Here is a 13,565-nt window from a genome sequence, read left to right as displayed (position 1 = left end):
GGACTTTTCGTTCCGTTCTCGTCGGCGCCGTCACGGCGGCTCGTCGCCGCCGGGATGATCCGCGCCGTCGAGGTCGTCGAGCAGGCCCTGGGTGCGCTGGGTGTAGGGATGATCGTCGCCGAGGGTGCGGCGCTGGTGGGTGACCGTGTCCCGGGCGAGCCGGCGGGCGCGGTGAAGGTCACCGAGAGCGGCGAGGCGGCTGGCGAGGTTCAGCGCCGAGCGCAGGGTGTTGGGATGCTCCTCACCCAGGACTCGCCGGCGGCGGGCGAGGGTGTCCTCGTCGACCCGCCGGGCAGCGCGGTGGTCGCCGAGGGCGGCGAGCCGGTTGGCCAGGCTGTGCGCGGAGCGCAGCGTGTCCGGATGATCCTCGCCGAGCAGCCGGCGGCGGCGAGCGAGGGTGTCCTCGGCGAGGGCGCGGGCGGCGCGGTGCTCACCGCTCTCGGCGAGCCGGCTGGCCAGGTTGTGCGCCGAGTGCAGCGTGTCCGGATGATCCTCGCCGAAGATGCGCCGCCGGCGGTCGAGGGTGTCCTGCGCGAGCCGGCGGGCGTCGCCGTGGCGACCGAGGGCGGCGAGGGTGTCGGCGTGGTGGAACGCCGCGTGCAGCGTGTCGTCATGGTCCGGACCGAGCTGGTCGGCGGTCCGCCGGTGCAGCCGGGCGGCGAAGCTGTGGGCGGCGGCGTAGTCCCCGCGGGCGTACAGATGAGAACCGAACTCGGCGGCGAGGCGTCGCAACCGGTGCGGATCGTCGTCGCGTCCTTCGAGCCGGGTGACCGCGTGCAGCAGGTGAGGACCGAGGGCGGCCCAGGCCGGCCAGGTGACGGGGTTGACCGGGTCGCCCGGCGTGGCCGCGGCGAGCAGGCGGGCGATGGTGTCGGCGAGACGGCGCCGCCGGCCCGGGGAGTGCTGCCCGGCGATGACGGCCTGGACGAGGCGGTGCACGACGATGCTGTCCCCGGTCCGGCGGGCCAGGGAGAAGTCGGCGGCGGCGGCCAGCGCGTCGTCGAGGGTCAGGTCGGGGTGGGTGTCGGCGGCGATGTCCGCCAGCGGGTCGTCGAGCAGGTCGGCACGGGCGGCGAACAGGCTCAGCGGGATCGGTTCGGGGGCGAGGTGCGAGCACAGGTCCAGCAGCTGCACGGTCGCCGGATTGTCCGCGTGCAGCCGGTCCAGGGAGATCGACCAGCAGGTGTCGAGCCGACCCGCGTACAGCGGGTCGTTGCCCTTGCCGAGGAAACGCTGCCGGCGGCCGCGGAAGCGGCGCAGGTAGTCATCGGGTGCCAGCCCGGTCTGGTTGAGGTAGCCCGCCGCCTGGGCCAGGGCGAGCGGCAGGTCGCCGAGCTCCTTGGCGAGCGCGTCGGCGACCGCCGGGTCGAGGCTGGTGATCCGGCGGGTCAGCAGCGTGATCGACTCGTCCCGGGGCAGCAGGTCGACGTCGACGGCGGCGGAGACCGCCTCCCAGCCGGGGTTGCGGGAGGTGATGAGCACGTGCCCCGGGCCGGACGGTAACCACTGCCGCAGGGCGACCGGATCCTCGGCGTTGTCGAAGACGATCAGCCACCGGTCGCGGCGCGCGAGCTCCTGCAGCACCGCCTGCGCGATCTGCGGGACGGGCCGCCCCGCGGGCAGGCACAGCGGGACCGCCAGCGCGGCGATCTTCTCGGCGAGCAGGGCGGTCTGCTCGGCGTCGATCCACCAGACCAGCGTGTAGTCACCGGCGTGCCGGTGGGCGTACTCGATCGCCACCTGTGTCTTGCCGACGCCGCCCATGCCGTGCAGGGCGGTGACGGCGACCGGCCCGGCGCCGAGCTCGGCGTGGATCCGGTCGAGGATCTCCTTCCGGCCGGTGAAGTGCCGGTTGCGGCCCGGGACGTTCCACCCCACGGGCAGCCGGTGCGGGAACGTAGGTTCACCGACCGGCGCAGGCCGCGGCCCACGCGGCGCCGTCGGGCCGGGGGCGTCCCTGCCGGGGAAGGCCGGTTCGGTCTCGGGTTTGCCCCGCTCGCCGCGGGCGGCGGCGAGCAGGCGCCGCGCCGCCGTCTCCCGGTCGACGTCGAACAGGTCGACGCCGACGATCTGACCGAGCAGGCCCGGCCACGGGCAGTCCTCGACCCGGAACACCAGCAGCCGGCGCTCCCGGCCGTCGGGATCGCCGGTCCAGGCGACCCGCCAGCCGGCCTGCGACGCGGCGCCGACGGCGTAGGCGGCCGACAGCACCGCGACCGTCCTCGCCGCCGCCCACGTCGCCGCGTGCAGCTCGGTGGCCAGATGGGCACCGGGCGCGAAATCCCACGCCTGGATCCGGGCGGAGTAGCCGGCGTCCTCCAGCACCCAGGCGATCCACTCCGCCCAGCCCTGGTCGGCGTCCGCGTAGGAGACGAAGAAGTCGACGGGCGCGCCGGGACGGGTGACACCGATCGCTGGAGCCCCCGGATCCATACCAGGACAGCCTGCCATGAACGGCACCATCCGTCACGGTTCGGCTGCGGCCCGGCGCCTGGCGGCTCGGCGACCGGGCAACTCGGCGACCGGGCGGCTCGGCGACCGGGCGGCTCGGCGACCGGGCGGCTCGGCGACCGGGCGAGGCGGGATGCGCCCGGCGGCCGCGCATGCGGGGTCCGCTCAGGCGGCGTCGTGGAAGATCAGTCCGAGGGTGTGGCGCTGGCCCGATCGGACGGTGCTGACCCCATGCCGCACGGGCGAGGCGGACCAGCCGCGTGCCGAGGGGACCGGCCGATCCCGGGTGGTGAAGATCAGGGCATGCCCGCGCAGGAGGGTGCGGGCGGTGCCCCGGGACTGGGCCCGCATGCGCTGCTCGACAAGCAGGAACTCGCCGCCGGTGTAGTCCGTGCCGGGGGTGTCGAGGCCGATCACGACCTGTAGTGGGAAGACCAGTTCGCCGTACAGGTCGCGGTGCAGCGCGTTCCAGTCGCCCGCCCGGTAGCGCAGCAGCAGCGGCGTGGGGAGGTGCTGCCCGGCGCGGTGGCAGTCGGCCAGCCAGGCGTCGAGGGTGTCCGGCCACGGGGCCGGCCGGCCCAGGCGGGCGGCCCACTGCCGGGCGACGGGCAGCAGGAACGGGTAGAACACCGCGCGCAGGGCCTGGACCGGCGGGGGAAGAGGATGGTCGAAGTAGCGGTATTCCCCTGACCCGAACCGGTGACGGGCCAGGTCGACGGTGGACCGGAAGCGCCCGTCGTCGCCGTAGAGGTCTGCGAGCTCCCGGCACTGCGCCGCGGTGAGCACCGGGCCGGTCAGCGCGCAGCCGGCCGCGTCCAGCTCCGCGGCGATCGCGGCCCAGTCCATCGCCCGCACGCGCGCCCCGACGTCCGTCCCCACCAGGGCCGCCGCGTCATCCGAGCCGGCCGGGGTCGCCGCACCGCCCAGCCGGGCCGGCGCCACTGCCCCATGCGGGTGGGCCGGGGATCGCGCCGCCCCCGATCCGACCGGGCGCGCCGTCACCAGAGGCCCCCGCCCGCGCCGCTCGGCGCGGGCGCGAGGTCCAGCGTCGGCGCCAGCGCACCCTCGTGGCGCAGCAGGAACTCCTTGCGGGCGAGGCCCGCGGCGAACCCGCGCAGCGCACCGTCGGCACCGATCACCCGGTGGCACGGGCGCAGGAGCAGCAGGGGATTGGCGCCGACGGCCGTGCCGACCGCCCGGACCTCACCGCGCTCGGCCCCGATCCGGCCGGCTAGCTGGCCGTAGCTGACGGTCGTGCCGTAGGGGATGGACTCCAGCGCCTGCCACACCCGCTCCTGGAAGTCGGTCCCCCGGGTGCGCAGAGTCAGCGTGAAGGTGCGTCGCTCGCCGACGAAGTACTCGGCGATCTGCCGGGCGGCCTCGGCGAACGGCTCGTCTGCCCGCCGCCAGTGCGGCGCGATCACCGCGGCGCCCCGCTGCTGCGGCATGGACAGCGAAGCGAGGGCGAGCCCGCCGGACGCCTGGTCCGACTCGGCGCCCACCAGCAGCAGGTCCCCCACCGGGCTGGTCAGCGTCGTGTAGACCATCATCGGTCCACGTCCCTTCTTGCTTGTTACGCCCATCGGGGCTGGTTCCAGATGCATGGTCATGCCGGACGGCGCGCCGCGTGAGGCGGCGCGACGTCAGGTCCGGCGGCCCCGGCGGGGGCGGCCGCTTCGGCGGGGGCGGCTGCCTCGACGCGTGGCGCCGCTGTGACCCACAGGTGGTGCGCCGCGTAGGAGCGCCACGGCGCCCAGGCCACGGCGGCGGGCGGGGCAAGGCGGTGGCGGCGCAGTGCGGCCCGCAGCGCCGCGTCCCCCGCGGGGAGCACGTCCGGATCGCCGAGCCCCCGCATCCGGACGTAGCCGGCGGTCCAGCGACCGATGCCCCGCACGGCCAGCAGCGCCCGCTCGGCCTCGGCGCGGTCGACGCCCCCGTCGAGCGGGACGTCACCGTCGGCGAGCGCGGCGGCGAGCGCGCGCACCGTCTCCCGCCGGGTCTCGGGCATGCCCACCTCGTGCAGGGATGCGGCGGCGAGCGCGTCGGCCCGGGGGAACAGCAGGGCGAGCCCGCCGCTCGGGGTGGGCAGCGGATCGCCGTACTCGGCGAGCAGTGCCTCGCCGAGGCGCCGTCCGGCAGGCACTGAGACCTGCTGCCCGAGCACCGCCCGTACGGCCAGCTCGTGCGCGTCGGTGGCCCCCGGGGCACGCAGACCCGGGTGGCGGGCCACGAGGGGCGCCAGGACCGGATCGGTCGCGAGATGGTCGGCGACGGCCCACGGGTCGGCATCCAGGTCGAACAGCCGCCGTAGCCGGCTGACCGCGACGGTCAGGTCGCGCAGGTCGCTCAGGGACAGGCGGCACTCCAGCCAGCCGACGTCGTCGGCGCCTGGCCGTTCGGCCACCTCCGCGATGCCGTGCCCGCGGGTCAGCCGCAGCGTCCGCCGGTAGGTCCGCCGCCCGCGGTCACCGACGACCTCCTCCACTCCGCGCAGCGCCCGGCGGGCCAGATAGTCGAACACCTCGCCCGCCGCGTATGGCCGGCGGTAGCCCAGCCGGAGCACCAGCCCACCCGGGCCGGCGGGCTCGTCCTCCCCCCGACTGGGGGATGCGGATCGCGGCGCCCGTGGTCCGCGAAGGTCACTTGGCGTCGCCGCGTAGACCGTGCGGATGGTGTCGTTGAACTGGCGGACGCTCGCGAAGCCGGCGGCGAAGGCCACCTCGGTGGCGGGCAGCTCGGTCATCTGCAGCAGCAGCCGCGCGGTGTGCGCGCGCTGCGCCCGGGCGAGGGCAAGCGGTCCGGCTCCCACCTCGGCGGTCAGGTGCCGCCGCAGCTGGCGGGGGCTGTAGCCCAGACGGGCGGCGAGGCCGGCCACACCTTCCCGGTCGACGACACCGTCGCCGATCAGGCGCATCGCCCGGCCGACCACGTCGGCGCGGATGTTCCACTCGGCAGAGCCGGGCACCGCGTCCGGTCGGCACCGCCGGCAGGCCCGGAAGCCGGCGCCGTGCGCCGCCGCGGCCGTCAGGAAGAACCGGACGTTCGCCCGCTTCGGTGTCACCGCCGGGCAGCTCGGACGACAGTAGATGCCCGTGGTGGTCACGGCGAAGTAGAAGGCGCCGTCGAACCGGGCGTCCCGGCTGGCCACCGCCTCGTAACGGCCCTCGTCCGTCCTCATGCCCCCACTCTCGACGCGATCGACCCCGGATGCTGGCGGGAATCGGACGTCGTGCCAGCTCGCCGGCACTCGCTGCCGGCACCACGGCCGAGTCGATGCCCAAGGCCGAGAAAGCCGCCGGGGACCGGCGAATCGCACCCGAGGCCGCCGGGGCGGCCGCCGGCGGATCAGGGCGACGTCAGGCGAGCGGCCTGCGCAGGACGACGAAGTAGAGGTCGGGCCGCAGCGGCCGGCCGAACCGCTCGTCGGCGTAGGGAAACGGTCGGGTCTCCGTGGTCGGGACGTATCCTTTGCGGCGGTACCAGTCGATGAGTTCGGTCCGCTGGGCGATGACCTGCATCTCCATCCACGCCGCCGACCAGGCCGTGACGGCGTGCCGTTCGGCGAGCCGCAGTAGTGCCCCGCCCACTCCGGCCCCCTGCCGGGTGGGGCTGACGGCGAACATGCCGAAGTAGGCCCCCACCGCCGCGGTGATCCCCGCCCCGATCGTCCCCTCGTCCTCTCCCGGCTGGGTCACCAGCTCACCCGTCCGGACCACGCCGGGTCCACCATGCGCCGCCGGCTCGATCAGGCGCTCCACGTGGCAGCAGCCCACGAGGAGGCCGGAGGGCTCCTCCGCGAGCAGGACACCACCGTGGGGGGCCGCCAGGGCGGCACGCACCTCGTCGGCATCCGTGCGCTGGCCCCCGAGCAGGTCCGCCTCGGTGGTCCACCCCGCCCGGCTGGACTCCCCCCGGTACGCGGATTCGACGAGCGCGACGATCGCCGCTGCCTCGGCGTCGCTGTCGGTGGCATGGCGGAACGCCACGTTCGCGGGCTGGGGACGAAAGACCGATCGCATCCCCCCATCCTCACAGCTCGGCAGGCGAATCCCCTGACAGGGCGAGGGACGGCACGGTCCGTGACAGCCCGAGCGTTCGTTCGCCGCCGGTGACGGCAGCAGCGAGCCGGGGCAGCAGTGATCCGAGGGGAGCATCGACACGGACGGTCGCCCGGCTGTCCCCGCGAGTGGGCCCCTGGTTGACGATCGCGACCGGAATGCCGAGTTCGGCCGCCCGCAGCACGAAACGGTACCCGGACATCACGGTCAGCGACGAACCGAGGATCATCACCGCCCGGGCGCTCTCGACCAGGTCGAACGCCTGCGCCACGCGGGGACGCGGCACGGTGGCGCCGAAGAACACCACGTCCGGTTCGAGCTGCTCGCCTCCGCAGCCACGACAGTCGACCATGACGAAACGGGCGACCGCCTCCTCCGAAAGGGTGACGTCACCGTCCGGGTTGGTGGGGGCCCCGGAGATGTGGAAGCCCGGGTTCGCCGCGCTCAGCCGCTCGTCGAGGTCGCGGCGCGGGCTCACCTCCCCGCAGTCGCTGCACACCACGCGGGACAGGCTTCCATGCAGGTCGATGACATGGCGGGAACCGGCGCGCTGGTGCAGCTCGTCGACGTTCTGGGTGACGATGCCGGTGACCAGCCCCGCCTGCTCCAGCCGGGCCACCGCGCGGTGGCCCGCGTTCGGCTCGGCCCGGGCGACCTGCCGCCAGCCGGCGTGACTGCGGGCCCAGTAGCGGTGGCGGGCCCCCGGTTCCTTGGTGAACTGCTGGTAGGTCATCGGGGTGTGGCGGCGCAGTGCCCCGTTCGGGCCCCGATAGTCCGGGATGCCGGAGTCGGTCGAGATCCCCGCCCCGCTCACCACGGCGACGCCGCCGGCCGCGACGAGGGCGCACAGCCGGTCGAACGCCTCGCCGTCGTTGGTCGTCTTTACTCCCACCGCTCCCATGCTGCCCGATCGCGCGGCCGCGGACCCCTCGACGGCCGGACGGGCCGGACGCAACCACCGGGCTCGCCCGTCCGGCACGACGTCCCGTCTCCCCTTCGCTCTCCTCCGAACGGGCCCTCCCACCCGCCGCCGACCACCGGATCCCTCGACCAGCCGGGACGGTCCGCCCGATCCGGCCAGACCGGGCGTCGCCTGTTCGGCCGATGCGACCCGGGCGTCGGCTCCGACCCGATGACCATCATCCGAGTCGACTGGTGACCTCCGAACACGGGTCGTACCGTTGCGCCGGGTAGACCTCTATCGAGGTGATGACCGATGAACGAGCAGGTCAGAAGCACCAGCACACCGTCACGACGACAGCGGGACACCCACGGCTCCGCCGCGGTGCCCTCTGGACGGCGCAAACCGCGCATACCCGATGCGGGGGACGATGCCGCACGTACGGGACCCGAACGGCTGTCGGCGTGGGAGGCCGCGCAGGCCGCCGCCCATCCGGGCCCCGAGGCGCCCGTATGTGGTGCGGCCGGTCAGGTCGCCGGGCCGGAGGAGACGATCGAGGCCGAGATCGTCCGGTGTCTGCCGGGCTCGGTCGCACTCGTCCGGACACCCGCCGGCACGGAGGAGATCGGTCTCGGCCTCGTCCGAGCACAGATGGGCGATGCGGTGCTGGTCCACGCCGGGGAGGCGATCAGCGTCCTTTGACGTCCTCCCCCGTCTGAGATCGGGGGATTCCGACTCCTACAGACCCACACTGCCGAAACGGGTCATGCGCCCATTCCACGGAAAGGGATGACCACCCGTGAACAATCTGGGGCAGCGTTTCCTCCCGGCCTCCAGGCCGGGGCATCCACGCCGAAACCATGGTGACCGGCCGCGACGCCCGGTGCGCCCGGGAGTGAAGGGGGCTACCGATGAGGACGGTTCAGGCGCCGCTCGACCGGGCGGCGGCGATCGCCGACGCGACGATCTACCGGCACGATCCGGATCATCGCGTGCGGTCCGGCGGGGGCGGGTCGGGCAGGCTCGTCGGGGTGCTGACCCCGGCGGCGTACGCCGCACGCCACCCGGATGACCGGGCGTACGTCCACGCGGAATGCCTGTTGGAGGCCGGCCCCGACGCCGTGCTGACCGCGCGGGTGCGCTGGTTGCAGATCACGACGAGGGAACAGCAGGTCCTCCGGTCGGGCGACGCCAGCGGCGGGGCGAGGGCGGCGAGCGACGCCGACGCCGACGACCAGGCCGAGTTTCTGCCGCACGAGGTCGACGAGGCCGTGACGGTCGCGGACCTGCTGGCGGCGCGCCCCGGGCCGATGGCTCACCCCCCGGGCGGAGGATGGCCGCGCGGCTGGCTGCCTCACCTGAGTGCCCCCCGACCGGATCCCTGGGAGCCGGCCCGCGAGGCGACGGGCGGGCCGGGTGCGACCCGATCGGGGGCCCACACGGTCCAGCTCAGTGCGCCGTCGGGCCGTCGCGTGCGGACGGTGGATCACGGCGGCGGAGCGGCGCCGACCAGGATCACCTGGGACACCTGGTTCGCCCGGGCGGAGCTGCGGCTGAGCGCTGGGCTGTATCCCGGTCCGCGCCCGCTGCTGCGGCTGCGCGCGGAGTTGGTCAACACCTCCGGCTGGCCTCCCCTCGCCGACGAGGCCGGGGAGCGGATCCCGGCGGGGTGGGCCGCCCGGACCCCGCGCGGGCAGGCGCTGCGCCATGCGCTGATCGGGGCGCACGTGATCCTCGGCACCGACCAGGGTCGCTTCGTCTCCCTGAGCGCGCCCCCCGACTGGGCTCGCGAAGTCGCGCGGGACTGCGTCAACGACGGCCTGTGGCCGGCAGTGGTCGGCGGTTCCGGCGGCGACCACACCGCCGTGCTGATCGCGCCGGTCCGGATCCCGGACGATCCGGACCGCGGCCCGCCCATTCCCGGGCGTGACGGGACCGTCCGGGCGGCGTCGTAGCGGCGTCCGGGGCCTGGCTCGTAGCGGCGTCCGGACCCTGGCCGGGATCCGCTACGGCCGGGGGCCGCCGGGATCCGCGACGGCCGGCGGACCGGGAGCCGCGACGGCCGGCGGACCGGGATCCACGTCGGCCGGCGGACCGGGAGCCGCGTCGGTGGCCGGGTCACGACCCACGGCGGGGGCCGCTGACGACGGGTCGCTTGCCGGTCGCTGCTGGTCGGGCAGATCGGTGAAGGTGACGTCCACCTGCTGGAAGCTTTTGAACTGCTCCGCCTTGGCGTACGAGGTGTAGGCCCGCCGGTCGGAATCGGTGAGCTCGACGTCGTCGGTGAACGGGGTCAGCAGCGCCCGCGGGTAGAGCCGGCCCGCCCGCACCGCGTTGATCTCCATGGCGAGGACCACGACGACGGCGAGGAAGTACAGCCAGGTCATCAGGCCGAGAACGAGCCCGAACAGCCCGTAGACCTGGGTGGAACCCTTGAGCTGGTGGGCGATGTAGTAGCTGCCCAGCGTCTGCACGAGCTGCCAGCCGAGCGCCGCGAACACCGCCCCGGGCAGGATCTCCCGCACCCGGACGGACCGGGCGGTCAGGACCTTGAAGGCGACCAGGACCAGGCCGGCGTTGCCCGCCGTGGAGATCGCGACCGCGAGCACCTGGAACCCGGCGGCCAGCCGGCCGAACGCCGAGGCCCCAGTCGTGACGCTGGAGAGCACCGTCGTCATCAGCACACCGAGGCCGAGCAGGCCGATGAGGCTCAGGCTGCGCAGCCGGGCGAAGAACGGGTTCGGTCGGGACCGGCGCGGCACCGCCCAGACGGTGTCCAGGGCGTTGCCGATCGCCCGGGCGACGCCGAGGCTGCCGTAGACGGCGCCGAGGATGCCGACGGCGACGGCGATCCCGCTGCCATTGAGGGCCTGCACGTCGTCGCGGAGCTGGTCACCGATGATCGGAAACTGGCTCAGCGTGGAGGTCACGACCTGCTCCTGCAGATCGGGATGACCGTGCAGGACGAAGCCCAGCCCGGTCGTGAGCAGCAGCAACAGCGGGAACAGCGACAGGAAGGCGTAGAAGGTGACCAGGGCGGCGAGATAGCCGCCCTGGTCGTCGGCGAACTTGTAGATGACGGCGATGACGAAGCCGACCCCACGGTTGCGCTGTTGGGCCCGGTCGATGCGGCCACCAAGCGCCATCCCGCGCCTCCCAAGCCCGTCCGTCGTCATGAGGCTCTCCCCCGTCCGGATGGGCCGCATACCCGCTGACCTGCCGGTAATGCGCCTCGACCTGCTGGCAACGCACCTCCCAGCGCATCGCGCCCGAATTGTTGCCACGGCTGGCCCGATCGGGTGACGTACCGGGCCGCGCGGCCGGTCGCCGCCCGCACCCCCGGTCCGGGCGGCACCACGGGCGGATCCCTCCGCCGACCCATCATCGCGTTGACGGATGGGCGCCCATGGCCTTGGCTGATGCCGCCACCCTATGCATCTGATCGATCACGGAGTAGCCACGGTCCACCGCCCGAAAGGAGCCCGCGGATGCGACGAGGTCTCAGGGGGATCGTCCCGGGGATCGGCGTGGGCCTGCTTCCCCTCGCCATCGTGCCGCTCCTGGCCGTATGGGGCCCAGACGGGGCGGACACGGTCGGGGCGGACACGGTCGGGGCCCCACTACCGCAGGGCGGCAACCCGCCGGCGCCACCGGCCTCCACGGACTCGACGCCGACCGGACGGGGGGCCACACCCGGCGGCGAACCGACCTATCTCGTCGCCGACCTCGGACCGGTGAACCGATCCGGCGCGAGCGGCACGGCCACCGCGACCCTGCGGGGGAACCTGCTGAGCATCCGGATCGCGACCCACGGTCTCGCCCCGGGGCTGCCGCACCCCCAGCACATCCACATCGGCGGCAGCCATTCCTGCCCCGCTCCGGACGCGACGGGCAGCGGCGCGGGGGGCCAGGTCCGTTCGGGCGACGCGAAGAAGTCGGTCGGCGCCATCGCGGTGTCGCTCACCACGACCGGCGACACCAGCCCGGACAGCTCCTACGCGCTGGACCGCTTCCCCGTCGGCGACGCCGGCTACGAGCGCACCATTACCGTCTCCCCGAAGGTCGCCGCCGAGCTGCGCGCCGGCGAGGGCGTGATCGAGCAGCACGGCGTCGACGCGAACCACAACGGCCGCTACGACGGGGCGGCCCGCAGCGACGTCAAACCCGAGCTGCCCGAGGAGGTCTCCAACACGGCCGCCTGCGGCCGGCTCGCCACGAGCCCGGTCCCGGTCCCGGTCGGCGGGGTGGCGGCCGGCGGCGGCGGAACCGTCTGACCGGGGCGGCCGGCGGCCCGGCTCACCGCCCCCCGACGCCGCCCGCCGCACGGTCCGGTGGCGCCGGCGAGGCGACCGGGCCGGCACCGCCGCCCGCCCGCTGCGGCGCTGCGCCGGGGTAGATACCGGTCTGCTCGGTGGCGGCGATCGTGGGTCGCCACCCGTCGGCGAAGCCGAGCTGCACGATCTGGTGCGGGATGACCAGGTCCAGCGCCCAGTCCGTGAGCACCCTGGCCCGGTTGGACCCGTTGTTCAACGCGTAGGCGTGGTACGCCCGGGTGACCACGGCCGCCGGCAGGCCATGCAGGGTCAGCCCCAACGGGTTGGCCACCGCGTCCCGCCCGCCCAGGTCGACCACGAACCCGAGATCCCGGTGCCGGTATGGCCGGGCAGTGCCGTGGCCGAGGGACGCCGCCACGTTGCGGGCGGCGGCCGCGGCCTGGCGCACGGCGTGCTGGGCGGTCTGACCGGCGGGGGCGCCCGAGCGGGTCACGTCGGGCACGGCGGCGGCGTCTCCCAGCGCGAACAGGCCATCCACCTCGGGGACCCGGAAGCAGTCGTCGACGACGAGGCGCCCGTGCGTGGTGGGCAGGCCCAGGTTCGTCATGAGCGGACTGGGGGACACCCCCGCGCACCAGACCACCGTGTGGGTGTCGATCGTCTCGTGCTGGTTGGCGGCCTCCGCCTGACCCAACCGGACGGTGCGCTCGGTGACCTCGTTCACCGACGTCCGCAGCCGCAGCTCGACGCCGCGGGCGGTGAGCACGTCGGCGGCCCGGCGGCCGAGCGCCGGCGCAAGCTCGTGCAGCAGGCGCGGCGCATGGTCGACGAGCACCCAGCGGACCTCCTCGGCCCGCACCCGCGGGTAGTTCGCCACCGCGCGCCGGCTGAAGCGGGTCATCTGCGCGGCGAGCTCGGTGCCCGTGTACCCGGCGCCGACGATCACGAAGGTGCACAGGGCGTGCCGGCGGGCGTCGTCCGCGGTGGCGTCCGCCCGCTCGAACTGCCGCAGCACGTGGTCGCGCAGGTGGACGGCCTCGGCGAGGTTCTTCAGGCCGATCGCGTGCTCGCGCACGCCCGGGAGGTCGAAGGTCCGCGTGACGGAGCCGGGGGCCAGTACGAGCCGATCCCAGCCCAGCTCGTCGACCGTGCCGTCGTTGCCGTGCACGGTCACCGTGCGGGCCCGGGTGTCGACCGCCACGGCATGGCCGAGGCGCAGCACGGTGCGGCGCAGCGCCCCCCGGGTGGCCACCGCCAGGTGCCGCGGCTCCACCGAGCTCGCGCAGACCTGCGGCATCAGGGAGGTGTAGAGCAGGTGGTCCACCGGGGAGACCACGGTGAGCTCCGCCGCCGACGCCGGCAGCAGGCCCTCCAGCCGCCGCAGCAGCCGCAGGCCGGCGAACCCGCTGCCCACCACGACCACGCGGGGCGCGCCCGCAGCCGCGGCGGACCCGGCGGACCCGGCGGACCCGGCGGCGCCGGACGCCGGGGCCGGGCGATCGGCCGCCCTGCCGGCGCGCAGGAATCGACGCAGGGGCGCCGGCAACGACGTTGCTGCGGGCACGTTCCACCTCCGGAGGGCCGCACACGGCGGTAGCGCGAGTCGGGCGGCGGCGGGCGCGGGCGCGCAGCCGCACGGGGATGCGGGCCGCGCCGGCCACCTTCCCCTGCGTGCCCGGGTATGCGGTCGGGCAACCGCCCGGCGCAGTGGCCCCGCCCCCACGCCTGACCGCTTCTGATGAGCGCGGCGGCGGGGAGCCGTCAACAATGTTGATTATCTTGTCATCGCCCGACTACGGGGCGGAGAGCCGTTTTCTACCGCCGATGTTTCTACCGCCGATGTCAAGTGCCCCGTCAGCGAGCGTCGTCGACCACCCGGCA

11 protein-coding genes are annotated in these 13,565 nt (G+C 74.7%); 3 read left to right on the top strand and 8 right to left on the bottom strand.

Annotated elements, in window-relative coordinates; translation table 11 throughout:
- Positions 1-30 precede the first annotated feature (30 nt).
- From fxsT to FRAQA3DRAFT_RS03095, 6 genes are all read right to left on the bottom strand, one after another.
- Positions 31-2,433: an FxSxx-COOH system tetratricopeptide repeat protein gene (gene fxsT / locus FRAQA3DRAFT_RS03120; protein WP_009737617.1), complete on the bottom strand. Its 2,403-nt coding sequence runs from the start codon at positions 2,431-2,433 to the stop codon at positions 31-33.
- Positions 2,434-2,616: 183 nt separating this feature from the next.
- Positions 2,617-3,297 carry a 2OG-Fe(II) oxygenase gene (locus FRAQA3DRAFT_RS03115; RefSeq protein WP_035922066.1) on the bottom strand — a complete coding sequence of 227 codons (681 nt, stop codon included), beginning with the start codon at positions 3,295-3,297 and terminating at the stop codon, positions 2,617-2,619.
- A gap of 152 nt (positions 3,298-3,449) precedes the next feature.
- Complete coding sequence (locus tag FRAQA3DRAFT_RS03110; RefSeq protein ID WP_009737615.1) at positions 3,450-4,001, bottom strand: methylated-DNA--[protein]-cysteine S-methyltransferase; 552 nt, start codon at positions 3,999-4,001, stop codon at positions 3,450-3,452.
- 56 nt (positions 4,002-4,057) lie between these two features.
- The gene (locus FRAQA3DRAFT_RS03105; protein WP_009737614.1) at positions 4,058-5,629 is read right to left on the bottom strand and encodes an AlkA N-terminal domain-containing protein; all 1,572 of its coding nucleotides are present in this window, start codon (positions 5,627-5,629) and stop codon (positions 4,058-4,060) included.
- Between the two features lie 178 nt (positions 5,630-5,807).
- The gene (locus FRAQA3DRAFT_RS03100) at positions 5,808-6,470 is read right to left on the bottom strand and encodes a GNAT family N-acetyltransferase (protein WP_009737613.1); all 663 of its coding nucleotides are present in this window, start codon (positions 6,468-6,470) and stop codon (positions 5,808-5,810) included.
- 10 nt (positions 6,471-6,480) lie between these two features.
- Positions 6,481-7,410, bottom strand: coding sequence for an NAD-dependent protein deacetylase (locus tag FRAQA3DRAFT_RS03095; RefSeq protein ID WP_051054536.1), 930 nt, complete (start codon positions 7,408-7,410; stop codon positions 6,481-6,483).
- Between the two features lie 315 nt (positions 7,411-7,725).
- On the opposite strand from FRAQA3DRAFT_RS03095, the gene FRAQA3DRAFT_RS03090 reads away from it, so the two are divergent.
- Both FRAQA3DRAFT_RS03090 and FRAQA3DRAFT_RS03085 read left to right on the top strand, forming a co-directional pair.
- Positions 7,726-8,112, top strand: a complete 387-nt coding sequence (locus FRAQA3DRAFT_RS03090) for a hydrogenase assembly protein HupF (RefSeq protein WP_009737611.1) — start codon at positions 7,726-7,728, stop codon at positions 8,110-8,112.
- Positions 8,113-8,321: 209 nt separating this feature from the next.
- Positions 8,322-9,365 (top strand): hypothetical protein, encoded by a 1,044-nt coding sequence (locus tag FRAQA3DRAFT_RS03085; RefSeq protein WP_009737610.1) that lies wholly within the window; start codon positions 8,322-8,324, stop codon positions 9,363-9,365.
- 51 nt (positions 9,366-9,416) lie between these two features.
- Here FRAQA3DRAFT_RS03085 and FRAQA3DRAFT_RS03080 read toward each other — a convergent pair whose 3' ends face one another.
- The gene (locus tag FRAQA3DRAFT_RS03080) at positions 9,417-10,556 is read right to left on the bottom strand and encodes a YihY/virulence factor BrkB family protein (RefSeq protein WP_009737609.1); all 1,140 of its coding nucleotides are present in this window, start codon (positions 10,554-10,556) and stop codon (positions 9,417-9,419) included.
- Between the two features lie 342 nt (positions 10,557-10,898).
- Here FRAQA3DRAFT_RS03080 and FRAQA3DRAFT_RS03075 point away from each other — a divergent pair, with 342 nt between their 5' ends.
- Positions 10,899-11,684 (top strand): hypothetical protein, encoded by a 786-nt coding sequence (locus FRAQA3DRAFT_RS03075; RefSeq protein WP_009737608.1) that lies wholly within the window; start codon positions 10,899-10,901, stop codon positions 11,682-11,684.
- A 22-nt stretch (positions 11,685-11,706) separates the two neighbouring features.
- Here FRAQA3DRAFT_RS03075 and FRAQA3DRAFT_RS03070 read toward each other — a convergent pair whose 3' ends face one another.
- Positions 11,707-13,248 carry an NAD(P)/FAD-dependent oxidoreductase gene (locus FRAQA3DRAFT_RS03070; RefSeq protein ID WP_009737607.1) on the bottom strand — a complete coding sequence of 514 codons (1,542 nt, stop codon included), beginning with the start codon at positions 13,246-13,248 and terminating at the stop codon, positions 11,707-11,709.
- Positions 13,249-13,565 lie beyond the last annotated feature (317 nt).

Source organism: Frankia sp. QA3 (assembly GCF_000262465.1).
GTDB lineage: Bacteria > Actinomycetota > Actinomycetes > Frankiales > Frankiaceae > Frankia.
Note: the sequence above shows the minus strand (reverse complement) of the source record. Positions and strands in the feature narration are given on the sequence as shown.

Excerpts from the sequence above, each read along its gene's own strand:
- fxsT (WP_009737617.1), bottom strand. The coding sequence starts at position 2,433 with ATGGATCCGGGGGCTCCAGCGATCGGTGTCACCCGTCCCGGCGCGCCC.
- FRAQA3DRAFT_RS03115 (WP_035922066.1), bottom strand. The coding sequence starts at position 3,297 with ATGGACTGGGCCGCGATCGCCGCGGAGCTGGACGCGGCCGGCTGCGCG.
- FRAQA3DRAFT_RS03110 (WP_009737615.1), bottom strand. The coding sequence starts at position 4,001 with ATGATGGTCTACACGACGCTGACCAGCCCGGTGGGGGACCTGCTGCTG.
- FRAQA3DRAFT_RS03105 (WP_009737614.1), bottom strand. The coding sequence starts at position 5,629 with ATGAGGACGGACGAGGGCCGTTACGAGGCGGTGGCCAGCCGGGACGCC.
- FRAQA3DRAFT_RS03100 (WP_009737613.1), bottom strand. The coding sequence starts at position 6,470 with ATGCGATCGGTCTTTCGTCCCCAGCCCGCGAACGTGGCGTTCCGCCAT.
- FRAQA3DRAFT_RS03095 (WP_051054536.1), bottom strand. The coding sequence starts at position 7,410 with ATGGGAGCGGTGGGAGTAAAGACGACCAACGACGGCGAGGCGTTCGAC.
- FRAQA3DRAFT_RS03090 (WP_009737611.1), top strand. The coding sequence starts at position 7,726 with ATGAACGAGCAGGTCAGAAGCACCAGCACACCGTCACGACGACAGCGG.
- FRAQA3DRAFT_RS03085 (WP_009737610.1), top strand. The coding sequence starts at position 8,322 with ATGAGGACGGTTCAGGCGCCGCTCGACCGGGCGGCGGCGATCGCCGAC.
- FRAQA3DRAFT_RS03080 (WP_009737609.1), bottom strand. The coding sequence starts at position 10,556 with ATGGCGCTTGGTGGCCGCATCGACCGGGCCCAACAGCGCAACCGTGGG.
- FRAQA3DRAFT_RS03075 (WP_009737608.1), top strand. The coding sequence starts at position 10,899 with ATGCGACGAGGTCTCAGGGGGATCGTCCCGGGGATCGGCGTGGGCCTG.